Source organism: Enterobacter sp. MF024, from assembly GCF_005843915.1.
GTDB lineage: Bacteria > Pseudomonadota > Gammaproteobacteria > Enterobacterales > Enterobacteriaceae > Enterobacter > Enterobacter barmai.
Map to the genome: position 1 here is coordinate 67,796 of NZ_VCBB01000001.1, position 24,861 is coordinate 92,656.

A 24,861-nucleotide genomic window follows, 5' to 3' on the forward strand; every position below is an offset into this window, starting at 1 on the left:
AGCACGCTGAACAAAGCGGTGATTATGTTGTCGGAATGCCTGATTTTCCATTAAAATGGATCGGATCGATATAAGCACACAAAGGGGGAAGTGCTTACTTATTATGAAACATAAACCACAAATGATGAAAATGCGTTGGTTAGGAGCGGCAGTCCTGTTGTCTCTGTATACCTCATCGGCCCTGGCCTTTACCATCGACGACGTCGCAAAACAGGCAAAATCGATGGCCGGTAAAGGGTACGAAGCGCCAAAAAGTAACTTACCCTCCGTTTTCCGCGACATGAAATATGCGGACTATCAGCAGATCCAGTTTAATCACGATAAAGCGTACTGGAATAAAATTAAGACCCCGTTCAAGCTCGAGTTTTATCACCAGGGGATGTACTTCGACACGCCGGTCACCATTAATGAAGTGACCTCTAACGCGGTACGCAAAATCAAGTATAGCCCGGACTATTTCAATTTCGGCAACGTACAACACGACAAAGACACCGTGAAAGATCTGGGCTTCGCGGGCTTTAAAGTGCTTTATCCCATCAACAGTAAAGATAAAAACGACGAAATTGTCAGCATGTTGGGGGCAAGCTATTTCCGTGTGATCGGCGGCGGCCAGGTTTACGGCCTCTCTGCGCGTGGTCTGGCGATTGATACCGCCCTGCCTTCCGGGGAAGAGTTCCCGCGCTTTCGCGAGTTCTGGATCGAGCGTCCAAAACCAACGGACAAACGCCTGACCATCTATGCGCTGCTGGATTCCCCGCGCGCAACCGGTGCCTATCGCTTTGTCATTATTCCGGGCCGCGATACCGTGGTCGACGTGCAGTCTAAAGTCTATCTGCGCGACAAGGTTGGCAAACTGGGCGTAGCGCCGCTGACCAGTATGTTCCTGTTCGGGCCAAACCAGCCGTCTTCAGTCAGCAACTTCCGCCCGGAACTGCATGACTCTAACGGTCTGTCGATCCTGGCCGGAAACGGCGAGTGGATCTGGCGTCCGCTGAACAACCCGAAACACCTGGCGGTAAGCAGCTTCAGCATGGAAAACCCGCAGGGGTTTGGTCTGCTGCAGCGCGGTCGTCAGTTCTCCCGCTTTGAAGATCTGGACGATCGTTACGATCTGCGCCCGAGCGCCTGGATCACTCCGAAAGGCGACTGGGGCAAAGGTAAAGTTGAGCTGGTAGAGATCCCGACCAACGACGAAACCAACGACAACATCGTCGCCTACTGGACGCCGGACCAGCTGCCGGAAGCCGGCAAAGAGATGAACTTCAACTACAGCATCACCATGAGCCGCGATGAAGACAAGCTGCATGCGCCAGAAAGCGCGTATGTGCTGCAGACCCGCCGTTCAACGGGTGATGTGAAACAGTCTAATCTGATTCGCCAGCCTGATGGCACCATCGCGTTTGTTGTCGATTTCACCGGCCAGGATATGAAAAAACTGGCACCGGAAACCCCGGTCACCGCTCAGGCGAGCATTGGTGATAACGGCGAAATCGTTGAGAACAGCGTGCGTTATAACCCGGTCACCAAAGGCTGGCGTTTAACCCTGCGCGTGAAGGTAAAAGACGCGAAACAGCCGACTGAAATGCGCGCCGCTCTGGTGAACGCAGACCAGCCGTTGAGTGAAACCTGGAGCTATCAGCTACCTGCCAATGAATAAGATAACTGAGTATATCGATGCCATGCCGCTGACCGATATCGAGAAGGCGGCACTGCCGAAGGGTGACATCAGTGCGGTTCATACCGCGCTGGATGCCGATCATCATCCGTTTACCCGTGAAGATGATACCCCGCTGGGCTCGGTGAAAAGCCGTCTCGAGCAGGCCTGGCCCGATTCACTGGCCGAAGGCCAGCTGATTCGCGATGACGAAGGGCGCGCCCAGCTTGAGGCGATGCCGAAAGCGACGCGCTCGTCGATGTTCCCGGATCCGTGGCGCACCAACCCGGTGGGCCGTTTCTGGGATCGCCTGCGCGGTCGCGACACCAACCCGCGCTACCTCTCTCGCCTGTCTAAAGAGCAGCAGGCCAGCGAGGAAAAATGGCGTACCGTCGGGAGTATTCGCCGTTACATCCTGCTGCTGCTGACCATCGCGCAGACCGTCGTCGCCACCTGGTATATGAAGACCATTCTGCCTTACCAGGGCTGGGCGCTGATCAATCCTGCCGATATGTTCGACCAGGATCTGCTGGTGTCGTTTATGCAGCTGCTGCCGTACATTCTGCAAAGCGGCATCCTGCTGCTGTTCGCCATTCTCTTCTGCTGGGTATCGGCCGGTTTCTGGACCGCGCTGATGGGCTTCCTGCAGCTGTTGATAGGCCGGGATAAGTACAGCATTTCGCACTCGACGGTAGGGGATGAACCCCTTAATCCTGAACACCGTACGGCGCTGATCATGCCTATCTGTAACGAAGACGTGGATCGTGTCTTCGCCGGCCTGCGCGCCACCTGGGAGTCGGTGAAAGCTACCGGCAACGCCGAACACTTCGACGTTTACATCCTGAGTGACAGCTACGACCCGGACATCTGCGTGGCAGAACAGAAGGCGTGGATGGAGCTGATCGCCGAAGTGCAGGGCGAAGGGCAGATCTTCTACCGCCGTCGTCGCCGTCGCGTGAAGCGTAAAAGCGGCAACATCGATGACTTCTGCCGTCGCTGGGGCAATCAGTACAGCTATATGGTGGTGCTGGATGCCGACTCGGTGATGACCGGTGAGTGTCTGACGGGCCTTGTGCGCCTGATGGAAGCTAACCCGAATGCCGGGATCATCCAGTCGTCGCCAAAAGCGTCGGGCATGGATACGCTGTACGCCCGTTGCCAGCAGTTTGCTACCCGCGTGTACGGACCGCTGTTTACCGCCGGTCTGCACTTCTGGCAGTTGGGTGAGTCGCACTACTGGGGTCATAACGCCATTATCCGCGTCCAGCCGTTCATTGAGCACTGTGCGCTGGCACCGCTGCCGGGTGAAGGCTCGTTTGCGGGCTCAATACTGTCGCATGACTTCGTGGAAGCCGCGCTGATGCGTCGTGCCGGTTGGGGAGTGTGGATCGCCTACGACCTGCCGGGCTCCTATGAAGAGCTGCCGCCGAACCTGCTGGATGAACTGAAGCGTGACCGCCGCTGGTGTCACGGGAACCTGATGAACTTCCGTCTGTTCCTCGTGAAAGGGATGCACCCGGTACACCGTGCCGTGTTCCTGACCGGCGTGATGTCCTACCTCTCCGCGCCGCTGTGGTTTATGTTCCTGGCCTTGTCGACCGCGTTGCAGGTGGTTCACGCCCTGACCGAGCCGCAGTACTTCCTGCAGCCGCGCCAGCTGTTCCCGGTGTGGCCGCAGTGGCGTCCTGAGCTGGCGATAGCGCTCTTTGCCTCGACGATGGTGCTGCTGTTCCTGCCGAAGCTGTTGAGTATCGTGCTGATCTGGTGCAAGGGCTCGAAGGAGTACGGCGGTTTCTTCCGCGTGACCCTCTCCCTGCTGCTGGAAGTGCTGTTCTCCGTGCTGCTGGCGCCGGTGCGTATGCTGTTCCACACCGTCTTCGTGGTCAGCGCGTTCCTCGGCTGGGAAGTGGTCTGGAATTCGCCGCAGCGTGACGACGACTCCACCCCGTGGAGCGAAGCCTTTATGCGTCACGGTTCCCAGATGCTGCTGGGTCTGGTCTGGGCGGTGGGCATGGCGTGGCTGGATCTGCGCTTCCTGTTCTGGCTGGCGCCGATTGTCTTCTCGCTGATCCTGTCGCCGTTCGTGTCGGTGATCTCCAGCCGCTCGACGGTGGGTCTGCGCACCAAACGCTGGAAACTGTTCCTGATCCCGGAAGAGTACTCCCCGCCGCAGGTGCTGGTGGATACCGACCGCTATCTGGAGCTCAATCGCAGCCGTTCGCTGGAAGATGGCTTTATGCACGCGGTGTTTAACCCGTCATTCAACGCCCTGGCTATCGCGATGGCGACAGCCCGTCACCGTGCCAGCCGTGTGCTGGAGATCGCCCGCGATCGTCACGTTGAGCAGGCGCTGAACGAGACGCCGGAGAAGCTGAACCGCGATCGTCGTCTGGTGCTGCTGAGCGACCCTGTGACCATGGCGCGTTTGCATCATCGTGTGTGGTCCGCTCCGGAGAAATACTCTTCATGGGTGAACCATTATCAAACGCTGAAGCTGAATCCGCAGGCGTTGAAAGGGAAGTGATGCGCCGGGTGGCGCTGCGCTTACCCGACCTACAAAACCTGTAGGCCCGTGCAAGCGCAGCGCCGCCGGGCAAATAAATACCGGCTCCAGGGCCGGTATTTTTATCTTTTGAGGTACGGGATGAGATTTTTCATCGTCATAACAATGGCGTTATTACTGAGCGGCTGCGGCAGCATTATCAGCCGGGCGGTCCCGGGACAGGGGCACGGCAATCAATATTACCCGGGCGTGCAATGGGATGTCCGCGACTCCGCATGGCGCTACCTGACGATACTGGATCTGCCGTTCTCGCTGGTCTTTGATACGTTACTGCTGCCCATCGACGCTCAGCATGGGCCCTATGAATAATTAACGCTCGTCCCACTCATCCGCTGCGGTTTGACCCTCTTCGGTATCCAGCGGCGGCTCGAGCTGAAATTCACCCTCATCCCATTCGTGCAGGGTGTTTTCTTCCAGCCACTCCTGACGCAGCTCAATCTCGTCATAATCGCCATCAAACACCGCCTGAGCCGCTTCGCCGCTCAGTACGGGCAGGCATTCGCCATCTTCACCGTCATCGGCAAAAAATTCGGCCTGCCACATAATGTCCCCATCCTGCATGACATATTTTTGAATATTGAGTTGTTCAATATTCGCGTCATCTTCCTCAATGCCTGGATTATCGGCGAGAAACTCTTCGCGCGCGGCATCAATCGCTTCCTCTAAAGTGGCAAACATAGTCATCGGCGTCTCCCTGTGAATTGACGTGGTATTCAGGGAAAGAATAGCTGATTCTCCATAATTGCAAGTATGAAAGCGGCAAAAGCCGTCACGAGGTTGTCTTATTCGGACAATGAGACCTTATCTGACTCAGAAATAACCGCTGGCCGACGCACCGCCCGCGACAAACTGAACCACGAGTAAACCGCGTTAAACATCACCACGCAGGCGGTGACGATAAACACCGCGCGAAAACCGTAGCTGGCAGCAATACCCGCCCCGAGGAGAGGGCCGGTGACGTTGCCGATATCGCGGAATGACTGGTTGTAGCTGAAGATGCGCCCGGCAATCTGGTTGGTGGAGTTATAGACCAGCAGGGTCTGCACCGCAGGCAGCAGGGCACCATCGGCTGCACCGAGTAAAAAGCGCAGCACGCCCAACTGCCACGGCGACTGCACAAAGGACATCGGAATGAGCAGCAGGACGGAGATCACCAGGGCGACAATCAAGATCCTCTCCGGGCCAATCCGATCCCCCAGTTTCCCCAGCCGCGGGGCGCTGATCAGGGCCGCCACGCCGGGCACCGAGGCAATCATGCCGCTGATAAAGGCGATATTGCCGACGTGTCCGGCCAGATCGCGCACGTACAGCGTCAGGATCGGCGCGATAGAGCCGGTAGCCACCTGAATAATCATGGTGGTGACAAACAGGCTTATGACCAGCCGGGGATTCTTCAGCGAAGCGAAGACCTGGCGGGCGTGAAGCATCTCTTTTTTCGGCACCGGGGTGAAATTTTCCCGGATACAGAACCATGTCAGCAGGAAGCAGGCAAACAGCACGCCTGCGGTAATGAAGAAGACCGGGCGCAGGCCGTAGCTGTCCGCCAGTAAACCGCCCGCCAGCGGGCCGAGCAGGGCGCCGCTTACCGCGCCGGTGGAGAGGGTTCCCAGCGCCCAGCCGCTTTTATGGCGGGGGATTTGCGTGGCGATAAGCGCGTTGGCATTGGGCACAAAGCCGCCCAGCAGCCCCAGCACCGCGCGCAAAATCAGAAACTGCCAGATATTTTGCGCCATCCCCATCAGCAGCATGATGATGGCCATCCCCAGCGCCGAGCGCAGCAGCATAATTTTACGGCCTTTGCGGTCGGCCAGTCCGCCCCAGAAGGGTGACGCGATGGCGGAGAAGAGAAAGGTGATGCTGAACACCAGCCCGGACCACATGTTGAGCGCGCTGTGGCCGCTGACGCCGAGCTGCTCGACGTAGAGGGGCAGGAAAGGCATCACCAGGCTAAAGGCGGCACCCGTGAGAAAGCAGCCCAGCCAGGCAACCGTAAGGTTCCGCTTCCAGTTTATTGGCGTTTCTGAGGGAGACATAGCTATCCGCGTTATGATGCGCAGCGGCATCATTATAAAAGAAGGTAATAAGCCTGCTAATTATGCGCCTGGGTGATGATTGCTGCAATGGCGGAGAGCATTATAAGCTCAAGGGAGGCTGCGGCCATGGCGGCCGCAGGGGGGAATCAATAGCGGGAAGGGACGCCTTCCGGGCGGGTTTTGAAGCGGCGATGCAGCCACATGTACTGTTCCGGGGCCAGTAGAATGCATTTTTCCACCACCTCATTCATCCACGCGGCCGTGGTTCTGGCATCGTCCAGGGGCGGAGCGCACTCCGGCTCCAGCATCATCAGCTCATAACCTTTGCCGTTGGATTTACGGCGCGGCACGAACGGCACAATGGCCGCATTCGACAGACGGGCAAGGGTCCAGGTGCCAGTGGTGGTGGCTGCCTCGTCTACCGCAAAGAAGGGCACAAAGACGCTGGCGGTTGGGCCGTAGTCATGGTCGGGCGCGTACCAGATCACTTCCCCTGACTTCAGGGCGCGGATCATCCCCTTGAGATCCTTACGGTCAATCATGCTCTTGTTGGAGCGCATCCGGCCCCAGGTTTGCAGCCAGTCGATCACCGGATTATCGTTCGGACGGTAAACCCCAATGCCGGGTGCCTGCATGCCAAACATCCGCGCGCCGATCTCCAGCGTCAGAAAATGGACGCCGATCAGCAGCACGCCGGTTTTATTTTCCTGCAGATTGTGTACCGGATCCATGCCGGTGCCGGTCACTTCCGACCAGCGCGCCATGCGCTTATCAGACCAGAACCAGGCCATCCCTGTCTCCATCAGTCCCATGCCGACGGATTCGAAATTTTTCACCACCATGTCGTGGCGCTCCTGCTCGCTCATCTCCGGGAAGCAGAGTTCCAGATTGCGGCGGGCAATGCGGGCGCGGCGTGACATAAAGCGCATCGCCAGTCGACCCAGGCCGCAGCCAATGCGGTAGATCAGCGGGTAGGGCAGTTGCACCAGTAACCACAATAAACCGATGCCAGCCCAGGTCAGCCAGTAACGAGGATGTAATAGTGCAATGGAAAATTTAGGTAGTTGAGTCATGTCGTTCCTGTTTTTGATACGTCCTGTTGTCCTAGTGTCGCATTTTTCCATTCATAACCAAAACGCATGCCAATGGATTGGTCATTATTACAGCAGATGTTATTTCCCGGATAATTTAACCTGTGAAATGTAGCGCAAAATGAAGGGATGTAAATTGCCAATGTTTGCTATATCATGCCGACCGATTTTCATTCTCACTACGATTGCAGGAACCGTACACCATGCCAGTGTTACACAACCTCATTTCGAACGAAGAGCTGAAAGCGCGCATGTTGGCTGAAACCGAGCCGCGCACGACGATCTCGTTCTATAAATATTTCACCATCGTTAATCCGCAGGCAACCCGCGACGCACTGTATAAAGCCTTAACCGCGATGAACGTATTTGGCCGTATCTATCTGGCCCATGAAGGTATCAATGCCCAAATCAGCGTGCCTGAAAGCAAGGTCGATGAGCTGCGCACCTTCCTGTACGGTTTCGATCCGGCGCTGGACGGCCTGCGCCTGAACATCGCTCTGGACGATGATGGTAAATCCTTCTGGGTGCTGCGTCTGAAAGTGCGCGAGCGCATTGTGGCGGACGGCATTGACGACCCGACCTTTGACGCCAGCGACGTGGGTGATTACCTGAAAGCGGCGGAAGTGAACGCCATGCTGGACGATCCCGATACGGTGTTTATCGATATGCGCAACCACTACGAATATGAAGTGGGCCATTTTGAAAACGCGCTTGAGATCCCGGCGGACACCTTCCGTGAACAACTGCCGAAAGCCGTCGAGATGATGCAGGAGCACAAGGACAAGAAAATTGTCATGTACTGCACCGGCGGGATCCGCTGCGAAAAAGCCAGCGCATTCATGAAGCACAACGGCTTTAACAAAGTCTGGCATATCGAAGGCGGGATCATCGAGTATGCCCGTCGCGCGCGCGAGCAGGGGCTGCCGGTGCGTTTTATCGGCAAGAACTTTGTCTTTGACGAGCGCATGGGCGAGCGTATCTCTGATGATGTGATTGCCCATTGCCACCAGTGCGGCACACCGTGCGACAGCCATACCAACTGCAAAAATGACGGCTGTCATCTGCTGTTTATTCAGTGTCCGGCCTGTGCGGAGAAGTTTAACGGCTGCTGTAGCGAGCTGTGCAGCGAGGAGAGCGTGTTGCCTGAAGAGGAGCAGCGCCGCCGTCGTGCCGGACGCGAGAATGGCAATAAGATCTTCAATAAGTCGCGTGGTCGTCTGAACACCCGCCTCGGCATTCCTGACCCGGAATGATCCTGAAACCTTGCCCGGTCCTGTGACCGGGCGAGGGTATTACTTCTGCTGAACCCCTTCCACCGAAATGATCAGCTCAACGTCCTGCGACGCCGGGCCCAGATCGGTAGTGATATTGAAGTCTTTCAGGTGAATTTTGCCTGAGGCTTCAAACCCTGCGCGCTTGCCGCCCCACGGATCGTCACCCTGGCCAATCAGTTTTGCATCCAGCGTTACCGGCTTCGTCACGCCGTTCAGCGTCAGGTTGCCGGTAATATCCAGACCGTCGCCATCCTTTTTCACTTCCGTTGAGGTGAAGGTTGCCTGCGGGTATTTCGCCACGTTGAGGAAATCCGCGCTGCGCAGGTGCTTGTCGCGCTCGGCATGGTTGGTATCGAGGCTGTTGGTGTTCAGGGTCACATTGACCTTATCGTTCGCTGGGTTGCTCTCATCGAAGGTGAAGGAGCCATCGAAATCCTTGAAGGTGCCGTACAGCCAGCTGTAACCCAGATGCTGAATACGGAAGTTCACAAAGGCGTGCTGGCCTTGTTTATCAATTTTGTAGTCCGCTGCCACGGCGGCGCCGGTGGTGAACAGCAGAGACGCTAAGGTTAATCCCAGCAGGCTTTTCTTCATTTTATGCTCCAGAGTCAGGTGACGCTTTGCCCAACATACGTGTCAGGGTGGCATCTTTGTCGATAAAGTGATGTTTCATGGCGGCAAGACCATGCAGTACGGAAAGGCTCACCACGCCCCATGCCAGCCACAAATGCACGGTGCCGGCCAGATCGGCCTGTGCGCCGGCATCGGCCAGCAGGGCGGGCACGTCAAACAGGCCAAAGACGCTGATCGGTTTGCCGTCGGCGGTAGAAATCAAATACCCGCTGATCAGAATGGCGAACAAGATTGCGTACAGCGCGATATGGGCGGCGGCGGCGCTGAGACGCGTGAGGCGCGACTGGCTCTTCAGCGCCGGAGGAACAGGGGAGAAACGGCGCCACAGCAGTCGCACCACCAGCGCCAGCATCAGCATAAACCCGATGCTTTTATGCAGCTCCGGTGCCTGGTGATACCAGCCGTCGTAATAGCTGAGGGTCACCATCCAGAGGCCCAGGCCAAACATGCCATAAACCGCAATAGCCATCAGCCAGTGCAAACTCATGGAAATAACGCCATAGCGTGTGGGGGAATTACGCACCTGCATTGTGAGTACCGTTATTAATTATCAAGCGCTAAAAATGGCGTGGGGGAAACATTAATGCAAATGATATTTACAGATATTTATTATTAATTTTATTCGTTCAGTTATTTTGAAATAAAATTGACGTTTATAGTCAATGTGGTTGTTAATAGCTAGTGTTATGGCTGATTTTGGCGGGTTGTGACGATTTTATGATGTTCAAATAATTTATTGTGAAATTATAGTTATCTGAAGAAGTGTCAATTTTTGTCAGTATTTTTCATCAGAAAAATACAAAGTAGAGAATATCCAGCAGTGCCAGCAGCGACCACAGCAAAATATAGAGCATCAGATGCTCGCGAATATTATTGACCAGATAATTAACGATACGACGCATGAAGATACCGATGAGAGGATGAATGAAAGGCTTCGGAAACCCGAAGCCTGACAGCATTATCGGCTAAAGCGCGACAGGGAGAAAGGCGTGAGATCAAACGGCGGGTCGATCTGCAAAGAGAATTGCGCGGCAATCTCACCCAGCACGCTGGCAAATTTGAAACCGTGTCCGCTCAGACCGGTGATCAGCAGCGTATTGTCATGGCCTGGCAGGGTATCAATGATGAAATCTTCATCCGGGGTGTTGTCGTAGGTGCAGGCTGCGCCGTGCAGCAGGCCGCCGATGCCGGGAAGGACGTTACGCAGGAATTTAAAGGCTTCTGAGCCATCGCCAGGGTAAGCGCCAAACGGCTTGCGCTCTTCCGGAGAGTTGATGACCTGGCCGCCGTTGTGTTTGCCAATCTTCAGGGCATCTTTCTCGGACGGGAAGCCGTAAAACTGATCGCCGTCCGGCAGTTCGCCGGTAAAAGCAGGGAAGTGGTTCTGGTGGCTGTAACGTCCGTCGGCCTGGAACCAGGAGAAGACTTTGCGCACCGGCTGCACCGGGAGACCCGGCACCAGACGCGAAACCCAGGTCCCCGCGCTCACCAGCAGGCGATTTGCGCTGTACGGGCCTTCCGGCGTTTCGACGGTGACGCCGTCGTCATGGTGGGTAATGGCGGTCACCGGGCAGTTAAACAGCTGGGCGCAACCGGCCTCTTTCGCCAGCGCAATCCAGGTTTTAATCGCCAGTTCGCTGCGCAGTACGCCCGATTCGGCTTCAAACAGGCCGATGTAATCCTCGGGGACGTTAATCTCAGGCCAGCGCTTCATGATGGCTGCGGCGTCCAGGCGCTCGAGATTGAGGCTGAACTGACGGGCGCTTTGCTCCACGGTGGCCAGAAACTGTGAATCCGACGGCCCGAGGTTGACCACGCCCGTGCGTTCAAAGACCGGCTCAGCGCTGATTTGCGCCAGTTCATCCCACAGCGCCTGCGCGCGTAAAACCAGCGGCACATAGCGCTCACCTTCACCGTACGCGTGGCGCATCAGACGGGTATCACCGTGATGGCTGCCTTCGGTGTGGGGCGGCATATGAGCATCGATCATCAGCACATTCTGGCCTGCCCGGGTTGCGTAATAACCTGCCGCTGCACCGACAGATCCGCTGCCAATAATAATAAGGTCGTATTTCATGGGGATCTCTTTACGCGTTTCGTTGGTTAGCAGGGTAATTAAGACAGGGCGGTTATACAAGGGGGAAATAAGTGAGGCACCGTCAGGTGCCTTTGGGGTGAGATTCAGACATTATACTAATGCCGCTTATACTCATTTTCCTGGTAGTCACTGGATTCTATTTTTGCAATACCGGCTTCTAAAATAGAAATAAACTGGCGTGCGACGTCTGTGGTTAACCACAGGGTCTGCCCAACTTCCGCTTCTTCGGTGTCAGGGTGATTTGGGGTCTGGTAATGCAAACGCAGCATCAGTGCGTCGTAGCTATCTACCGTGCTGATATCCCAGCCAACAAGTGGATGTGTCTGGATGACTTCATTATTCTTTTCCATCATAACCCCCTGAATACGTGTTAAAAAGACAACGACTGTGAGGTTCAATGCGTGTTTTTCTGAAGCAATTTCAGTATATCAATAAATAAGGCTTCTGAAGGGAAAAAGAAACAGGGAGCACCACTTTTTTATCGCTTTTAGGATTGTTTGAACATTAAAACATCACCTTGCTGATGATTTTTGATGGACTCAAACAGATTATTTGCGCCTGGCTTGATCAGACGAAAAAAAGCCGGGGCGACCCGGCAAAAAAACACAATGAAGGAGAAAATTTAATCGGTAATAAACCAGTCGTCAGCGCTCTCCCAGGTTTCCTGTAAAATTTCGCTGATGCGCTCTTTATCTTCTTTTGCGCCACCAATTACCGACAGATTGTTTGACCCCGCATAACGCACGGTGACAGCACCATCGCGTTCGGGAAAGGAGTGATTTATACGGCGGGAGAGTTCACCCGCCAGCGCGTCCAGCGCTCCGGCAGGTAAAGCAGTTGTTCTGGCAATGGTCACTTCGATACGCATAGTTGCCCCCTGTGTAATACACTGTTTATTTATACAGTTATATTGTTGAACTTACAACAGGGGACAAACAATTTTTAACGCTTCACCGTCCACTGAACGGTTTCGCCCGCGAGGAACGGGATCAGCGTGTCGTCGGTCAGGGCGATCGACTCCACCACACTGCTCTCTTCGCGCACCAGTTCAACGAAGGTTTCGTTCACCGGCAGACCGTAGAAGCGCGGCCCGTTCAGGGAACAGAACGCCTCAAAGTGCTGCAGGGCGTTCATCTCGTCGAACACCTGGGCGTAGCTGGCAAGGGCCGTCGGGGCGTTAAAGCAGCCTGCACAGCCACAGCTGGCCTCTTTGCGATGACGGGCGTGCGGCGCGGAATCGGTGCCGAGGAAAGCGCGCTCAAAGCCGCTGGCCACCAGCTCACGCAGGGCCTGCTGGTGGATGTTGCGTTTGAGGATCGGCAGGCAGTACAGGTGAGGGCGCACGCCGCCCACCAGCATGTGGTTGCGGTTGAACATCAGGTGCTGCGGGGTGATGGTGGCAGCCAGAAGCTCATTGCCATCGCGCACGTATTCCGCGGCGTCTTTGGTGGTGATGTGCTCAAACACCACTTTCAGGCCCGGCAGACGCTGGCGCAGCGGCTCCATCACGGTTTCAATAAAACGCGCTTCGCGGTCGAAAATGTCGATCTCGGCATGGGTCACTTCGCCGTGCACCAGCAGCGGCATGCCCAGTTTTTCCATGCGCTCCAGTACCGGCATAATCGCATCAGTGCTGGTGACACCGTGGCTGGAGTTGGTGGTGGCGTTGGCCGGATAGAGCTTGGCGGCGGTAAAGACCCCTTCGTTAAAGCCGCGTTCAATCTCATTGGGATCGAGCGTGTCGGTCAGATAACAGGTCATCAGCGGGGTAAAATCGTGACCGGCAGGCACGGCATCAAGAATGCGCTGGCGATAGGCAATCGCCGCGTCGACCGTGGTGACTGGCGGCACCAGGTTTGGCATGACAATCGCGCGGCCATAAATTTCACTGGTATACGGCACGACGGTTTTCAGCATATCGCCATCGCGAAGATGGATATGCCAGTCGTCTGGGCGGCGGATTTTCAAAACCTGGGATTGTACAGTCATGGATAGGCTCCGGCTGGGTGAGATGATTTTTGCCGGACACAAAGAATAGAGGGAAACGTTTTCGTTTGCACTCTTTTCTGTAAAAAAAGGCGCCGGAGCGCCTCAGAGGTTAATCGACGAAGGGGATAACAATCTCACCCGGCTTCACTTCGATACCTTTTGCGTATTTTTTCGCCAGCGCTTCACCCTTGCTGTTATCTTCTTTCAGGATGTAAGCGGGCTGGCGATTAAAGTAGTTCTGCAGGGACTGGTTCAGGTACGGCATCAGCGTCTGCAGAACCGGTTTCATCTTGTCCGGCGACACGACGGCGTCGGCGATCTCCATCTGCTGCAGGTAGATAGCGCCCTGTTCTTTATTGAAGACCGGCAGCGCTTTTAACTTCAGCTTGATATTGGCTTTCTGGCTGCCGAACAGCGAGGTCATGTCCAGGCTGGCATCGCCGGAGAGCATCACTTTATTCGGCTCTTCACGCCCAATCTGGCTGGTAAGATTGGTCAGGACGATATGCGCATCGGCCACGCCCGGAACGCCAATATCTTTCGCAAAGTTATTGCGCTTCTGCAGGGCCTGGTTGATCTCCTGCTCACTGACGGTGTACTGGGTAAGCTGATTACAACCAACCAGCAGGCCGCTGACGATCAACGCAGTGGCAATAACAAATTTTTTCATGGTTTTCCTCGACATGATGTCAGCGCTTCAATCCTGACGCGCAAGTATGTCAGGGGACAGCCAGCCAGACCAGCAGAAAAAACTGATAACGGCGAAGAACAGGAATAGTGCCTGAGACTCGGTCAGGCACCGGGCTCCAGCATACCGGGGGCTGTGCGTCTGTGGCTGAACTGCCAGCCCAGCGCGAAGAAGGTCATCACCCCGATAAGGGCCAGCATCACCCACGGCAGCTCAGGCTGGTTGAAGGCCTTCCCGGCGTCGAATAGCCAGCCGCCGCCGGCATAGCCCAGCGCGCCGCCAATCGCCAGCCCGAGACGGCTAAAGCCCATATAGCTGCCCCGCGCACGGGCGTCCGCCAGCTGCGCGCTAAGGGTTTCGCGGGCGGGCTCAGCAATGATTGAGCCAATGTAGAAGGTGCAGATCAGGATAAACAGCTGCTGCAGCGAGCCCACCATCCCGACAGGCAACATGCTCAGGGACATGATCAGCAGCCCCGACATCAGGCGGTGCTCAAGGCGGAAGCGTTTTTCGCTCCAGCGGGCGATAGGGTAGAGCAGGGTGAGGGAGAGACAGGCCTCAATGGCGTACATCCACTTTACCGCCGCCGGAGAGCCAGCGATATCGTTGACCATGATCGGCAGCATCAGCATCACCTGCACCGCCAGCATGTAATAGCCCGCCAGCGTCAGGACGTAGGTGATAAAGCGTTTGTCGCGGCAGACGCGGTCGAGCCCTTCCCGCACCGGTGCTTTGACGGTGGAGAGTTTCCACGCGGGCAGCAGCCACGCATTGAACGCCGCGCAAAGGATAAACAGCACCGCGCCGGTGGCGCAGACCAGACGGAAATCATACTGCAGCAGCCAGCTTCCCAGCAGCGCACCCACCACCGCACCGGCGCTGTCCTGCATCATCAGCAGCGAGAAAAAGCGCCCGCGATGCTGAGGGCGGATCAGTTTGACCACTAACGCCGTACGCGGCGGGTCGAACAGGGTGCCGCCAAGCCCTGAGACGATACAGGAGACCCACAGCAGCCAGGGCTCGTGAGCGATCGCCATGGTGGCAAAGCCCGCCGCCCGCAGCAGCATGCCGGTGACAATCATCGGTTTCGCGCCAAAGCGGTCGGCAATCGCGCCGCCAAACACCCCCAGCCCCTGCTGAACGAACTGGCGCAGACCCAGCGCAATGCCGACCATTAATGCCGCCCAGCCCATCTGATCGACAAAGCGAATCGAAATAAGCGGAAAAACGACAAAAAAGCCGAGGACAACCAGCATGTTATCGACAAGCAGGAAATATTTACCCAGGCTCCGGGCCTGTGATATACGAAACATTTCCCCTCCAGGCAAAGATACCCGTCATACTTCAAGTTGCCGGTGCGTTGGCCTCCTCGCTCACCCCTGTCACTTACCGGAGTAAGCTCCTGGGGATTCGCTGCGTCGCCGCCTTCCTGCAACTCGAATTATTTAGGGTATCAAGATGATGAGCGCGCTAATATTCTGCGGTGTCGGCCGGTTTTTTCCCACAGCGCAGGCGACAATATTTTTTTATCAAAAGGGTACTTTGATTGAGGGTTTTCATCGAAAAATGTGAAAAGTCTTCAAAATGGTATGTCACTGTTTTCCCGAAAGGCAGCGGCGCAGGTATAGTAAAGCTAACGGGTCAAGGTTGTAACATGAAGGAGTTGTATCCATGTTTGGCTATCGCAGTAATGTGCCGAAAGTGCGCCTGACGACCGACCGGCTGGTGGTTCGCCTCGTGCATGAGCGTGATGCCTGGCGGCTGGCGGACTACTACGCTGAGAATCGTCAGTTTTTAAAACCCTGGGAACCCGTACGGGATGAGAGCCACTGCTATCCCTCCGGCTGGCAGGCCCGGCTGAGCATGATTGCCGAGTTTCACAAGCAGGGCTCGGCGTTCTATTTTGCCCTGCTGGATCCCGATGAAAAAGAGATTATCGGCATCGCCAACTTCTCTAACGTGGTGCGGGGCTCGTTTCACGCCTGCTATCTGGGCTACTCCATCGGACAAAAATGGCAGGGGCAGGGGCTGATGTTCGAGGCGCTGACCTCGGCGATCCGCTATATGCAACGTACCCAACATATGCACCGCATTATGGCCAACTATATGCCGCACAATCAGCGCAGCGGCGATCTGCTGGCGCGCCTCGGATTTGAAAAAGAGGGCTACGCCAAAGACTACCTGCTGATTGACGGCGAATGGCGCGATCATGTCCTGACGGCGCTGACAACCAAAGAGTGGAGCGCGGGGCGCTAAGGAACAGAGATGAAATATCAATTAACCGCCACAGAAGCGCGCGTCATCGGCTGCCTGCTGGAGAAGCAGGTCACCACCCCGGAACAGTATCCGCTCTCGGTGAATGCCGTCACCCTGGCCTGCAACCAGAAGACCAACCGTGAACCGGTGATGAACCTGGCCGAGCATGAGGTGCAGGATCAGCTCGATGCGCTGGTCAAACGCCACTACCTGCGCACCGTCAGCGGTTTTGGCAATCGCGTGACCAAATATGAGCAGCGTTTTTGCAACTCCGAGTTTGGTGCCCTGAAGCTGAGCGCCGCCGAAGTGGCGATCGTCGCGACCCTGTTGCTGCGGGGCGCCCAGACGCCGGGTGAGCTGCGCACCCGCGCCGCGCGCATGCATGAGTTCGCCGATATGCAGGAAGTGGAGCAGACTCTCGAAGGGCTGGCCGCCCGGGAGGATGGCCCGTTTGTCCTGCGTCTGGCGCGCGAGCCCGGCAAGCGTGAAAGCCGCTATATGCATCTCTTCAGCGGTGAGGTTGAAACCGTCGTCGCGGCGGTGGAAGCCGTGGCGCCGGCAACCGACGAAACCTTACTGGCCCGCGTGGAAGCGCTGGAAAATGAAGTCGAAGAACTCAGGCAGCGCCTCGATTCGCTGCTGGCACATCTGGGAGATTAACGGTGACAAAATTACGAGTGGGCGTGGTAGGGCTGGGCGGTATCGCCCAGAAAGCCTGGCTGCCGGTGCTGAGCGCCGCGTCAGACTGGACGTTGCAGGGCGCCTGGTCGCCGTCCCGGGATAAGGCTTTGCGGATCTGCGAGTCGGTACGCATGCCTTACTACGAATCGTTGCAGGAGCTGGCCCGCGCCTGTGATGCGGTCTTTGTCCATACCTCCACCGCCACCCACTATCAGGTGGTCAGCGAGCTGCTGCATGCCGGGGTTCACGTTTGTGTCGATAAACCGCTGGCGGACAATCTGGTCGACGCCGAGCGGCTGATTGACCTCGCCGCGCAGAAGAAACTGACCCTGATGGTCGGCTTTAACCGTCGCTTTGCGCCGCTCTACCAGCAGCTCAAAACCCAGCTGAACGGTGCGGCATCGCTGCGGATGGACAAGCATCGCGCCGACAGCATCGGGCCCAACGATCTGCGTTTTACCCTTCTCGATGACTATCTGCACGTGGTGGACACCGCCCTGTGGCTGGCGGGGGATAACGCGCAGCTGACCGGCGGTACCCTGCAAACCAATGAGCAGGGGGAGATGGTCTATGCCGAGCACCATTTCAGTACGGGAACGCTACAGGTGACCACCTCCATGCACCGTCGGGCAGGGAGCCAGCGGGAGTGGATCCAGGCGGTAACGGACGGGGCGCTGCTGGACGTGACCGACATGCGCGAATGGCGCGAAGAGCGGGGAGCGGGCGTGGTCACGCCGGCGATACCGGGCTGGCAAAGCACCCTGGAGCAGCGCGGTTTTGCCGGCTGCGCGCGCCACTTTATCGAATGCGTGCAAAATCAGACGGTTCCTGAAACATCGGGCGAACAGGCGATCCGCGCCCAGCGCATCGTGGAGAAGCTCTGGCGCGATGCCATGAGCGAATAACCCGCTGTAACATCTGCCCATAGCAATTCGCGTTTTTACGAGTAGACTAGGCGCGTTTATTGTCTTGCAGGCCGGGTAAGCGCAGCGCCTCCCGGCGAGAATCACGCCTGCTTTGCAGGCGTTTTGCCGTCTGGTAGTGGAAATTCACGTTAATGAACCTATTAAAATCGCTGGCCGCCGTCAGCTCGATGACCATGTTTTCGCGCGTGCTGGGCTTTGCGCGCGACGCCATTGTGGCGCGGGTGTTTGGCGCAGGAATGGCGACTGACGCCTTTTTTGTTGCATTCAAACTGCCTAACCTGCTGCGCCGTATCTTTGCTGAAGGGGCGTTTTCTCAGGCTTTCGTTCCTATTCTGGCTGAGTACAAAAGCAAGCAAGGGGAAGATGCGACTAAGGTGTTTGTCTCCTACGTCTCAGGACTGTTGACCCTCGCCCTGGCGATCGTTACGGTGATCGGGATGCTGGCGGCGCCCTGGGTGATCATGGTCACCGCCCCCGGCTTTGCCGATACCGCCGACAAGTTTGCCCTGACCTCGCAGCTGCTGCGCATCACCTTTCCTTATATTCTGCTGATCTCGCTGGCGTCGCTGGTTGGGGCCATCCTCAACACCTGGAACCGCTTCTCGGTCCCGGCGTTTGCGCCGACGTTCCTGAACGTCAGCATGATCGGCTTTGCGCTCTTTGCCGCACCGCACTTCCATCCGCCGGTCCTGGCGCTGGCGTGGGCGGTGACGGTGGGTGGGGTTCTGCAGCTGGCGTATCAGCTGCCGCACCTGAAGAAAATCGGCATGCTGGTGCTGCCGCGCATTAACCTGCGCGATGCCGGGGCGATGCGGGTGGTTAAGCAGATGGGCCCGGCGATCCTCGGCGTGTCGGTAAGCCAGATCTCGCTGATCATCAACACCATCTTTGCTTCGTTCCTGGTCTCCGGGTCGGTTTCCTGGATGTACTACGCCGACCGCCTGATGGAGTTTCCGTCCGGGGTGCTGGGTGTGGCGCTGGGGACCATTTTGCTGCCTTCGCTCTCCCGCAGTTTCGCCAGCGGCAATCATGACGAGTACTGCCGCCTGATGGACTGGGGGTTACGCCTCTGCTTCCTGCTGGCGCTGCCAAGCGCGGTGGCGCTGGGGATCCTGGCCAAACCGCTCACCGTCTCCCTGTTCCAGTACGGGAAATTTACCGCCTTCGATGCAGCGATGACCCAGCGGGCGCTGGTGGCCTATTCGGTGGGGCTGATGGGGCTGATCGTGGTGAAAGTGCTGGCACCGGGCTTCTACTCGCGTCAGGACATCAAAACGCCGGTGAAAATCGCCATCGTGACGCTGATCATGACCCAGGTGATGAACCTGGCGTTTATCGGCCCGCTGAAGCATGCCGGTCTGTCGTTGTCCATCGGTCTCGCAGCCTGTCTCAATGCCGGGCTGCTCTACTGGCAGCTGCGCAAGCAGCAGATCTTCACCCCGCAGCCGGGCTGGGCGAGCTTCCTGTTGCGTCTGGTGATTGCCGTGCTGGTGATGGCGGCGGCGCTGGTGGGGATGCTGTACGTTATGCCTGACTGGGCGCTGGGCACCATGCCGTACCGTCTGCTGCGCCTGATGGCGGTGGTCGTGGTGGGTGTGGTGGCGTACTTCGCCACCCTCGCGGTGCTGGGCTTTAAGGTTAAAGAGTTCGCCCGCCGCACGGCGTAAAAAAAGGGGAGCGCCTGTCGGTGCTCCCCTTTTTTTGGCTATCGCCTGATTAAATCGAAAATTTCTTACCGCCGGTGCGTGAGCTGGCTGTCTGGCCATCGGCGCCATACAGTCCTGTCTCCTGATGCGGCTTAAGCACCTCAAGCGCCTGCTGGTTGCGAAGGATTTGACCCTCAAGTAACCATCCGTTGTGCTGATTCAGATCGCGCAGATGCTGCGTTTTTTCGGTAATAGTTTGCCAGCGATCGACGACATCATCATTTGCACTGTGGCGCGCGGATTGCTCGCCGCGTCGCTGCTGTTCAAGGTAGTCCAGCGTGGCCAGCAGGGAACTTTTGTCTTCTGTAATGCGCTGCAGCGCGCTGCCGTGAACATTCCCGGCAGAGAGCTGCTGTTGTTCGGCGTCCATCACCGTCTTCAGGTCGTTCAGCACGACCGTCATTTGATCCATTATTTCCGTCAGACGACTCATACGGTGATTACTCTAAGAAACTTTGCGCATCCTGGATCAGCGCATCAGCGATTTTACTGGTATCCATTTTCAGCTCGCCATTACGGATGGCGGTTTTCAGCGCTTCAACGCGTTCCATGTTGATATCGTTGCTACCAGGCTGCATCAGTTTCGCCTGGGCATCGCTCAGCGTGACGCTGGTGCTGTTGGCGGTCGCCGATTTCTGCGGGCGAGTCTTTGCAGTGGCAGTGTCATTCAGCTCGCGCGGTTGTACAGGGCTAACCGGCTTCAGGGGCGATGTACGATCAATGCTCATTATGTTGTCCTCATCGAGGGTTCGCGGCGTTGGCGCCTGACATCATCATTTGTTACTTATTTATCGGCAGCCGCCGCATAATCTTTAAAAAGATTATAGGTTAATCAGAATATTCCCATCCGTATCGACGGTTCCGCTTACCACCTGGCCCGATGTCATCCTGACCCGTGCATTCTGCGCGACCGCGGCATTGTTCAGCGCCTGGCCTTCACCGTTGACGCTAAAGCCGTCGCCGCTGGCAATCACCATCACCCGCTGCCCGGCTTTGATTCGCCAGGACTGGCGCAGCATCGACAGCTGTAACGGCTGTCCTGGCACCAGATCCCGCAGCGTGACGGCATTTTGCACCTGGTTTATATCCAGAATAGCCCGCGGTGGAAGCTGATCCAGCCTGCCGCGCTTCAGCGTAACGCTGCCCGGCTGCAGGGCGGCCCCCCGGGGGATGCTCCGGGACGCGACAACATAATCGCCCGTCGCCTGAACTGCAACCTGAATAAACCGTTTTTCATTGCCACATTGTGCCCTGACGCTGACGTTGCCCCACAGCTTTGTGTTGCCGGGGGCGCTGAATTCAGGCGTCTCGCAGGAGGGACGCATGTTGTCTGGCGTGCGGACCTGCACCGAAACCTCATCGCTGAATCCCGCCAGCCGCTGGGCAAAGAACGCCGTCAGTTGGGCATCGAGATCCTGTGCCTGCGAAAGGGCGCTCCACAGGAGCAGGGTTGCGGTCACACCACGTTTGAATGCCATATCGCCAGTTACCGTCGGTTTAATGATGAGCAGAATTCTACCTGTAGCGCATTGGCATCAACGCAATAAATAGCGACGCATTTTGCGCTTATTCCGTCGATGAAGGAGATGGGGTGAGATTTAAGCTATCCACTGAAATTTTGCCATCAGCGGAGGAGACATGCTCGATAAACTCGACGCCGCGCTACGTTTTCAGCAGGAAGCGCTCAACTTACGCGCCCAGCGTCAGGAGATTCTGGCCGCCAATATCGCAAACGCTGATACCCCCGGGTTTCAGGCGCGTGATATCGATTTTTCCAGTGAATTAAAGAAAGTGATGGAGCGCGGCCGGGCCGAAAATAGCGGTGTCGCCCTCGCGCTGACCTCTGCACGCCACATTCCCGCAGAGACCGTGACCACCCCGAATATCGATTTACTTTATCGCGTTCCCGATCAGCCATCCCTGGACGGCAACACTGTTGATATGGACCGCGAGCGTACGCAGTTCGCCGATAACAGCCTGAAGTACCAGATGGGACTGACCGTTCTCGGCGGGCAGATTAAAGGCATGATGAATGTACTGCAAGGAGGCAACTAATAATGGCCTTACTCAATATCTTTGATATCGCGGGTTCAGCGCTGACCGCGCAATCCAAACGTCTGAACGTGGCCGCCAGTAACATGGCGAACGCCGACAGCGTGGCCGGCCCGGACGGGCAACCCTACCGCGCCAAACAGGTTGTGTTCCAGGTGGATGCTGCACCGGGTGCACAAACTGGCGGGGTAAAAGTCGCCAGTGTGATTGAGAGCCAGGCACCGGACAAACTGGTGTACGAGCCGGGCAATCCGCTGGCTGACGCCAATGGCTACGTCAAGATGCCGAACGTGGATGTGGTCGGCGAGATGGTGAACACCATGTCAGCGTCCCGCAGCTACCAGGCCAACGTTGAAGTGCTGAACACCGTGAAGAGCATGATGCTTAAAACGCTCACTCTGGGCCAGTAAAGGAGAGATCAATGTCTATTGCCGTTAATGTAAATGACAGGTCAGCGACTACGGGTGTCTCCGGCACCACGGGCAGCAGCTCACTGACCGGAAGCAACGCTTCCGATCTGCAGAGTAGCTTTCTGACGCTACTGGTTGCGCAGCTGAAAAACCAGGACCCGACCAACCCGATGCAGAACAACGAACTGACCACGCAGCTTGCGCAGATCAGTACGGTGAGCGGCATCGAGAAGCTCAACACCACCCTGGGTTCCATTTCCGGGCAGATCGACAGCAGCCAGTCGATGCAGGCCAGCACCCTGATTGGCCATGGCGTGATGATCCCGGGAACCACCGTTCTGGCGGGAAGCAGCACCACCGACGGCACCAGCACCACCTCCACCACGCCGTTTGGCGTTGAGCTGCAGCAGAGCGCCGACAAAGTGACCGCCACCATCACCGACAAGAACGGTGCGGTGGTTCGCACTATTGATATCGGCGAACTGAAAGCCGGTGTTCACACCTTTACCTGGGACGGCACGATGACCGATGGCAGCAGTGCGCCAAACGGTTCTTATAACGTGGCAATTTCCGCCAGCAGCGGCAGCACGCAGCTGGTGGCCCAGCCGCTGCAGTTCGCAATGGTGCAGGGCGTGATCCGCAGCAGCAGCGGTAACACGCTGGATCTCGGGACTTACGGTACAACAACGCTCGACGAAGTTCGGCAGATTATTTAAGCCTTAACCCTTATCAGGAGTAACAAATGGCCTTTTCACAAGCGGTCAGCGGCCTGAATGCTGCAGCCACTAACCTCGACGTCATTGGTAACAACATTGCCAACTCCGCGACCTATGGCTTTAAGTCCGGTAGCGCGTCGTTCGCAGACATGTTCGCCGGCTCCAAAGTGGGTCTGGGCGTAAAAGTTGCTGGTATCACCCAAGACTTCGCTGATGGTACCACCACCAACACCGGCCGTGGTCTGGATGTCGCGATCAGCCAGAACGGTTTCTTCCGTATGCTCGACAGCAACGGTTCCGTCTATTACAGCCGTAACGGCCAGTTCAGCCTGGACGAAAACCGCAACCTGGTGAACATGCAGGGTCTGCAGGTAACGGGTTATCCGGCAGGCGGCACCCCGCCAACGGTACAGACCGGCGCGAACCCGCAGCCGATCACCATCCCAAACAACCTGATGTCGGCAAAAGCGACCAGCACCGCGGCCCAGCAGATCAACCTGAACTCTACGGACAGCGTGCCGACCATTGCGTTTGACGTGACCAACGCCAACCCGGATTCGGACAGCTACAACAAGAAAGGCACCATCACCGTTTATGACAACCAGGGTAACGCCCACAACATGTATGTCTACTACGTGAAAACGGCAGACAACAAGTGGGATGTCTATTCACAGGATGGCAGCGTGGCGAACGGCAAGATCACCAAATCTGCCCAGATGAGCTTCGACAGCAACGGTAACCTGGAAGGCGTTTATAACTACACCGCCATGGGCACCACGCCGGAAACCTGGACGATGAGCGCCACGGCAAATGCCAACGCGTCTATCAACGTGACTACCGATCCGCTGAGCGGCGCGCTGCCGGTGACCTTCTCCCTGAGCTTCCTGAACTCCATGCAGCAGAACACCGGGGCGAACAACATCGTGGCCACCAACCAGAACGGCTACAAGCCGGGCGATCTGGTGAGCTATCAGATCAACGATGACGGCACCGTTGTGGGTAACTACTCCAACGAACAGAACCAGGTTCTGGGGCAGATCGTGCTGGCGAACTTCGCCAACAACGAAGGTCTGCAGTCTGAAGGTAACAACGTCTGGTCTGCCACGCAGTCCTCAGGCGTGGCGCTGCTGGGCACCGCCGGTTCCGGTAACTTCGGTACCCTGACCAACGGCGCGCTGGAAGCCTCCAACGTCGACCTGAGTAAAGAGCTGGTCAATATGATCGTCGCGCAGCGTAACTACCAGTCGAACGCGCAGACCATCAAAACCCAGGATCAGATCCTCAACACGCTGGTTAACCTCCGCTAAGTGGCTGACGGGATAGCTTAATGGATCACGCAATATATACCGCGATGGGCGCGGCCAGTCAGACGCTTAATCAGCAGGCCGTGACCGCCAGTAACCTGGCGAACGCCTCCACGCCGGGTTTTCGTGCGCAGCTGAACGCCATGCGCGCCGTGCCGGTGGAAGGGCTCTCCCTGCCAACGCGTACGCTGGTGACGGCGTCCACTCCTGGCGCCGATATGACGCCGGGGCAGATGGATTACACCTCGCGCCCGCTCGACGTGGCGCTGCAGCAGGACGGCTGGCTGGCGGTTGAGACCGCCGACGGCGGCGAAGGCTACACCCGTAACGGGAACATCCAGGTGGATTCGGTCGGGCAACTGACCATCCAGGGGCGTCCGGTTATTGGTGAAGGTGGCCCGATCACCGTGCCGGAAGGCTCGGAGATCACCATCGCGGCAGACGGTACTATCTCCGCCCTGAACCCGGGCGATCCGCCGAACACCGTGGCCCCGGTTGGCCGCCTGAAGCTGGTAAAAGCCGAAGGTTTCGAAGTGCAGCGTGGTGACGACGGCATGTTCCGTCTGACCCAGGCGGCGCAGGCTACCCGTGGCCCGACGTTGCAGGCCGACCCGAGCATTCGCGTCATGTCTGGCGTGCTGGAAGGCAGTAACGTTAAGCCGGTGGCCGCGATGACCGACATGATCGCCAGCGCACGCCGTTTTGAAATGCAGATGAAGGTGATCTCCAGCGTTGATGAAAACGCCGGTCGCGCCAACCAACTGCTGTCAATGAGTTAACAGGACTT

At 57.1% G+C, this 24,861-nt stretch carries 28 protein-coding genes; 13 read left to right on the top strand and 15 right to left on the bottom strand.

What is annotated here, in order from left to right; all coding sequences use genetic code 11:
- Window positions 1-121 precede the first annotated feature (121 nt).
- The 3 genes from mdoG (at window position 122) to FFB58_RS00395 (ending at window position 4,526) form a co-directional block, all read left to right on the top strand.
- Window positions 122-1,657, top strand: coding sequence for a glucans biosynthesis protein MdoG (gene mdoG, locus FFB58_RS00385; RefSeq protein WP_138368617.1), 1,536 nt, complete (start codon window positions 122-124; stop codon window positions 1,655-1,657).
- On the top strand, window positions 1,650-4,178 hold the full coding sequence (gene mdoH / locus FFB58_RS00390; protein ID WP_138368618.1) for a glucans biosynthesis glucosyltransferase MdoH: 2,529 nt from the start codon (window positions 1,650-1,652) through the stop codon (window positions 4,176-4,178). Before mdoG ends, mdoH begins: the two co-directional genes overlap by 8 nt.
- Window positions 4,179-4,298: 120 nt before the next feature.
- Window positions 4,299-4,526: a YceK/YidQ family lipoprotein gene (locus tag FFB58_RS00395; protein WP_039032334.1), complete on the top strand. Its 228-nt coding sequence runs from the start codon at window positions 4,299-4,301 to the stop codon at window positions 4,524-4,526.
- Here the strand turns inward: FFB58_RS00395 and FFB58_RS00400 are convergent, their stop codons facing one another.
- The 3 genes from FFB58_RS00400 to FFB58_RS00410 all read right to left on the bottom strand — a co-directional run bounded on the left by FFB58_RS00400 (window position 4,527) and on the right by FFB58_RS00410 (window position 7,323).
- Window positions 4,527-4,901: a MysB family protein gene (locus tag FFB58_RS00400; RefSeq protein ID WP_039032335.1), complete on the bottom strand. Its 375-nt coding sequence runs from the start codon at window positions 4,899-4,901 to the stop codon at window positions 4,527-4,529.
- 98 nt (window positions 4,902-4,999) lie between these two features.
- Window positions 5,000-6,250 carry a multidrug efflux MFS transporter MdtG gene (gene mdtG, locus FFB58_RS00405; protein ID WP_039032346.1) on the bottom strand — a complete coding sequence of 417 codons (1,251 nt, stop codon included), beginning with the start codon at window positions 6,248-6,250 and terminating at the stop codon, window positions 5,000-5,002.
- 146 nt (window positions 6,251-6,396) lie between these two features.
- Window positions 6,397-7,323: a Kdo(2)-lipid IV(A) acyltransferase gene (locus FFB58_RS00410; protein ID WP_138368619.1), complete on the bottom strand. Its 927-nt coding sequence runs from the start codon at window positions 7,321-7,323 to the stop codon at window positions 6,397-6,399.
- Between the two features lie 221 nt (window positions 7,324-7,544).
- Between FFB58_RS00410 and FFB58_RS00415 the strand changes: the two genes are divergently transcribed.
- Window positions 7,545-8,594, top strand: coding sequence for a rhodanese-related sulfurtransferase (locus FFB58_RS00415; RefSeq protein ID WP_039032337.1), 1,050 nt, complete (start codon window positions 7,545-7,547; stop codon window positions 8,592-8,594).
- Window positions 8,595-8,633: 39 nt separating this feature from the next.
- Here FFB58_RS00415 and FFB58_RS00420 read toward each other — a convergent pair whose 3' ends face one another.
- From FFB58_RS00420 to mdtH, 9 genes are all read right to left on the bottom strand, one after another.
- On the bottom strand, window positions 8,634-9,209 hold the full coding sequence (locus tag FFB58_RS00420) for a YceI family protein (RefSeq protein WP_138368620.1): 576 nt from the start codon (window positions 9,207-9,209) through the stop codon (window positions 8,634-8,636).
- A 1-nt stretch (window position 9,210) separates the two neighbouring features.
- Window positions 9,211-9,777: a cytochrome b gene (locus tag FFB58_RS00425; RefSeq protein WP_138368621.1), complete on the bottom strand. Its 567-nt coding sequence runs from the start codon at window positions 9,775-9,777 to the stop codon at window positions 9,211-9,213.
- Window positions 9,778-10,036: 259 nt separating this feature from the next.
- On the bottom strand, window positions 10,037-10,150 hold the full coding sequence (locus FFB58_RS00430) for a DUF2770 family protein (RefSeq protein WP_138368622.1): 114 nt from the start codon (window positions 10,148-10,150) through the stop codon (window positions 10,037-10,039).
- Between the two features lie 56 nt (window positions 10,151-10,206).
- Window positions 10,207-11,325, bottom strand: a complete 1,119-nt coding sequence (solA, locus tag FFB58_RS00435; RefSeq protein ID WP_138368623.1) for an N-methyl-L-tryptophan oxidase — start codon at window positions 11,323-11,325, stop codon at window positions 10,207-10,209.
- A gap of 116 nt (window positions 11,326-11,441) precedes the next feature.
- The gene (gene bssS / locus FFB58_RS00440) at window positions 11,442-11,696 is read right to left on the bottom strand and encodes a biofilm formation regulator BssS (protein WP_039032340.1); all 255 of its coding nucleotides are present in this window, start codon (window positions 11,694-11,696) and stop codon (window positions 11,442-11,444) included.
- Window positions 11,697-11,968: 272 nt separating this feature from the next.
- On the bottom strand, window positions 11,969-12,214 hold the full coding sequence (gene dinI, locus FFB58_RS00445) for a DNA damage-inducible protein I (protein ID WP_138368624.1): 246 nt from the start codon (window positions 12,212-12,214) through the stop codon (window positions 11,969-11,971).
- Between the two features lie 74 nt (window positions 12,215-12,288).
- Window positions 12,289-13,335, bottom strand: a complete 1,047-nt coding sequence (pyrC, locus tag FFB58_RS00450; RefSeq protein WP_138368625.1) for a dihydroorotase — start codon at window positions 13,333-13,335, stop codon at window positions 12,289-12,291.
- A 109-nt stretch (window positions 13,336-13,444) separates the two neighbouring features.
- Entirely contained in the window at window positions 13,445-14,005 is a 561-nt protein-coding gene (locus FFB58_RS00455) for a lipoprotein (protein ID WP_039028902.1), read from the bottom strand.
- A gap of 122 nt (window positions 14,006-14,127) precedes the next feature.
- Window positions 14,128-15,336 (bottom strand): multidrug efflux MFS transporter MdtH, encoded by a 1,209-nt coding sequence (gene mdtH, locus FFB58_RS00460; RefSeq protein WP_138368626.1) that lies wholly within the window; start codon window positions 15,334-15,336, stop codon window positions 14,128-14,130.
- Window positions 15,337-15,694: 358 nt separating this feature from the next.
- Between mdtH and rimJ the strand changes: the two genes are divergently transcribed.
- From rimJ to murJ, 4 genes are all read left to right on the top strand, one after another.
- Complete coding sequence (gene rimJ, locus FFB58_RS00465; protein WP_039028904.1) at window positions 15,695-16,279, top strand: ribosomal protein S5-alanine N-acetyltransferase; 585 nt, start codon at window positions 15,695-15,697, stop codon at window positions 16,277-16,279.
- Window positions 16,280-16,288: 9 nt separating this feature from the next.
- Window positions 16,289-16,939, top strand: a complete 651-nt coding sequence (locus FFB58_RS00470; RefSeq protein WP_138368627.1) for a YceH family protein — start codon at window positions 16,289-16,291, stop codon at window positions 16,937-16,939.
- Window positions 16,940-16,941: 2 nt separating this feature from the next.
- Window positions 16,942-17,865 (top strand): Gfo/Idh/MocA family oxidoreductase, encoded by a 924-nt coding sequence (locus FFB58_RS00475; protein WP_138368628.1) that lies wholly within the window; start codon window positions 16,942-16,944, stop codon window positions 17,863-17,865.
- A 152-nt stretch (window positions 17,866-18,017) separates the two neighbouring features.
- Entirely contained in the window at window positions 18,018-19,553 is a 1,536-nt protein-coding gene (gene murJ, locus FFB58_RS00480; protein ID WP_138368629.1) for a murein biosynthesis integral membrane protein MurJ, read from the top strand.
- Window positions 19,554-19,602: 49 nt separating this feature from the next.
- On the opposite strand, the gene flgN is transcribed toward murJ, so the two are convergent.
- The 3 genes from flgN to flgA all read right to left on the bottom strand — a co-directional run bounded on the left by flgN (window position 19,603) and on the right by flgA (window position 21,070).
- Window positions 19,603-20,025, bottom strand: coding sequence for a flagella biosynthesis chaperone FlgN (gene flgN, locus FFB58_RS00485; RefSeq protein WP_039028908.1), 423 nt, complete (start codon window positions 20,023-20,025; stop codon window positions 19,603-19,605).
- Between the two features lie 7 nt (window positions 20,026-20,032).
- On the bottom strand, window positions 20,033-20,320 hold the full coding sequence (flgM, locus tag FFB58_RS00490) for a flagellar biosynthesis anti-sigma factor FlgM (protein ID WP_039028909.1): 288 nt from the start codon (window positions 20,318-20,320) through the stop codon (window positions 20,033-20,035).
- 93 nt (window positions 20,321-20,413) lie between these two features.
- Complete coding sequence (gene flgA / locus FFB58_RS00495) at window positions 20,414-21,070, bottom strand: flagellar basal body P-ring formation chaperone FlgA (protein ID WP_039028910.1); 657 nt, start codon at window positions 21,068-21,070, stop codon at window positions 20,414-20,416.
- A gap of 160 nt (window positions 21,071-21,230) precedes the next feature.
- On the opposite strand from flgA, the gene flgB reads away from it, so the two are divergent.
- The 5 genes from flgB to FFB58_RS00520 are packed head-to-tail and all read left to right on the top strand — an operon-like array spanning window position 21,231 to window position 24,853.
- Window positions 21,231-21,647 (top strand): flagellar basal body rod protein FlgB, encoded by a 417-nt coding sequence (gene flgB / locus FFB58_RS00500; protein ID WP_039028911.1) that lies wholly within the window; start codon window positions 21,231-21,233, stop codon window positions 21,645-21,647.
- A 2-nt stretch (window positions 21,648-21,649) separates the two neighbouring features.
- Complete coding sequence (gene flgC, locus FFB58_RS00505) at window positions 21,650-22,054, top strand: flagellar basal body rod protein FlgC (protein ID WP_039028912.1); 405 nt, start codon at window positions 21,650-21,652, stop codon at window positions 22,052-22,054.
- Between the two features lie 11 nt (window positions 22,055-22,065).
- A complete protein-coding gene (flgD, locus tag FFB58_RS00510; protein WP_039028913.1) occupies window positions 22,066-22,770 on the top strand; it encodes a flagellar hook assembly protein FlgD in 705 nt (234 codons plus the stop codon).
- A gap of 26 nt (window positions 22,771-22,796) precedes the next feature.
- The gene (gene flgE / locus FFB58_RS00515) at window positions 22,797-24,077 is read left to right on the top strand and encodes a flagellar hook protein FlgE (protein WP_039028914.1); all 1,281 of its coding nucleotides are present in this window, start codon (window positions 22,797-22,799) and stop codon (window positions 24,075-24,077) included.
- 20 nt (window positions 24,078-24,097) lie between these two features.
- Window positions 24,098-24,853: a flagellar basal body rod protein FlgF gene (locus FFB58_RS00520; RefSeq protein ID WP_039028915.1), complete on the top strand. Its 756-nt coding sequence runs from the start codon at window positions 24,098-24,100 to the stop codon at window positions 24,851-24,853.
- Window positions 24,854-24,861 lie beyond the last annotated feature (8 nt).

What these genes read in the sequence shown, in the direction of transcription:
- mdoG (WP_138368617.1), top strand. Translation starts at nt 122, where the DNA reads ATGATGAAAATGCGTTGGTTAGGAGCGGCAGTCCTGTTGTCTCTGTAT.
- mdoH (WP_138368618.1), top strand. Translation starts at nt 1,650, where the DNA reads ATGAATAAGATAACTGAGTATATCGATGCCATGCCGCTGACCGATATC.
- FFB58_RS00395 (WP_039032334.1), top strand. Translation starts at nt 4,299, where the DNA reads ATGAGATTTTTCATCGTCATAACAATGGCGTTATTACTGAGCGGCTGC.
- FFB58_RS00400 (WP_039032335.1), bottom strand. Translation starts at nt 4,901, where the DNA reads ATGACTATGTTTGCCACTTTAGAGGAAGCGATTGATGCCGCGCGCGAA.
- mdtG (WP_039032346.1), bottom strand. Translation starts at nt 6,250, where the DNA reads ATGTCTCCCTCAGAAACGCCAATAAACTGGAAGCGGAACCTTACGGTT.
- FFB58_RS00410 (WP_138368619.1), bottom strand. Translation starts at nt 7,323, where the DNA reads ATGACTCAACTACCTAAATTTTCCATTGCACTATTACATCCTCGTTAC.
- FFB58_RS00415 (WP_039032337.1), top strand. Translation starts at nt 7,545, where the DNA reads ATGCCAGTGTTACACAACCTCATTTCGAACGAAGAGCTGAAAGCGCGC.
- FFB58_RS00420 (WP_138368620.1), bottom strand. Translation starts at nt 9,209, where the DNA reads ATGAAGAAAAGCCTGCTGGGATTAACCTTAGCGTCTCTGCTGTTCACC.
- FFB58_RS00425 (WP_138368621.1), bottom strand. Translation starts at nt 9,777, where the DNA reads ATGCAGGTGCGTAATTCCCCCACACGCTATGGCGTTATTTCCATGAGT.
- FFB58_RS00430 (WP_138368622.1), bottom strand. Translation starts at nt 10,150, where the DNA reads ATGCGTCGTATCGTTAATTATCTGGTCAATAATATTCGCGAGCATCTG.
- solA (WP_138368623.1), bottom strand. Translation starts at nt 11,325, where the DNA reads ATGAAATACGACCTTATTATTATTGGCAGCGGATCTGTCGGTGCAGCG.
- bssS (WP_039032340.1), bottom strand. Translation starts at nt 11,696, where the DNA reads ATGGAAAAGAATAATGAAGTCATCCAGACACATCCACTTGTTGGCTGG.
- dinI (WP_138368624.1), bottom strand. Translation starts at nt 12,214, where the DNA reads ATGCGTATCGAAGTGACCATTGCCAGAACAACTGCTTTACCTGCCGGA.
- pyrC (WP_138368625.1), bottom strand. Translation starts at nt 13,335, where the DNA reads ATGACTGTACAATCCCAGGTTTTGAAAATCCGCCGCCCAGACGACTGG.
- FFB58_RS00455 (WP_039028902.1), bottom strand. Translation starts at nt 14,005, where the DNA reads ATGAAAAAATTTGTTATTGCCACTGCGTTGATCGTCAGCGGCCTGCTG.
- mdtH (WP_138368626.1), bottom strand. Translation starts at nt 15,336, where the DNA reads ATGTTTCGTATATCACAGGCCCGGAGCCTGGGTAAATATTTCCTGCTT.
- rimJ (WP_039028904.1), top strand. Translation starts at nt 15,695, where the DNA reads ATGTTTGGCTATCGCAGTAATGTGCCGAAAGTGCGCCTGACGACCGAC.
- FFB58_RS00470 (WP_138368627.1), top strand. Translation starts at nt 16,289, where the DNA reads ATGAAATATCAATTAACCGCCACAGAAGCGCGCGTCATCGGCTGCCTG.
- murJ (WP_138368629.1), top strand. Translation starts at nt 18,018, where the DNA reads ATGAACCTATTAAAATCGCTGGCCGCCGTCAGCTCGATGACCATGTTT.
- flgN (WP_039028908.1), bottom strand. Translation starts at nt 20,025, where the DNA reads ATGAGTCGTCTGACGGAAATAATGGATCAAATGACGGTCGTGCTGAAC.
- flgM (WP_039028909.1), bottom strand. Translation starts at nt 20,320, where the DNA reads ATGAGCATTGATCGTACATCGCCCCTGAAGCCGGTTAGCCCTGTACAA.
- flgA (WP_039028910.1), bottom strand. Translation starts at nt 21,070, where the DNA reads ATGGCATTCAAACGTGGTGTGACCGCAACCCTGCTCCTGTGGAGCGCC.
- flgB (WP_039028911.1), top strand. Translation starts at nt 21,231, where the DNA reads ATGCTCGATAAACTCGACGCCGCGCTACGTTTTCAGCAGGAAGCGCTC.
- flgC (WP_039028912.1), top strand. Translation starts at nt 21,650, where the DNA reads ATGGCCTTACTCAATATCTTTGATATCGCGGGTTCAGCGCTGACCGCG.
- flgD (WP_039028913.1), top strand. Translation starts at nt 22,066, where the DNA reads ATGTCTATTGCCGTTAATGTAAATGACAGGTCAGCGACTACGGGTGTC.
- flgE (WP_039028914.1), top strand. Translation starts at nt 22,797, where the DNA reads ATGGCCTTTTCACAAGCGGTCAGCGGCCTGAATGCTGCAGCCACTAAC.
- FFB58_RS00520 (WP_039028915.1), top strand. Translation starts at nt 24,098, where the DNA reads ATGGATCACGCAATATATACCGCGATGGGCGCGGCCAGTCAGACGCTT.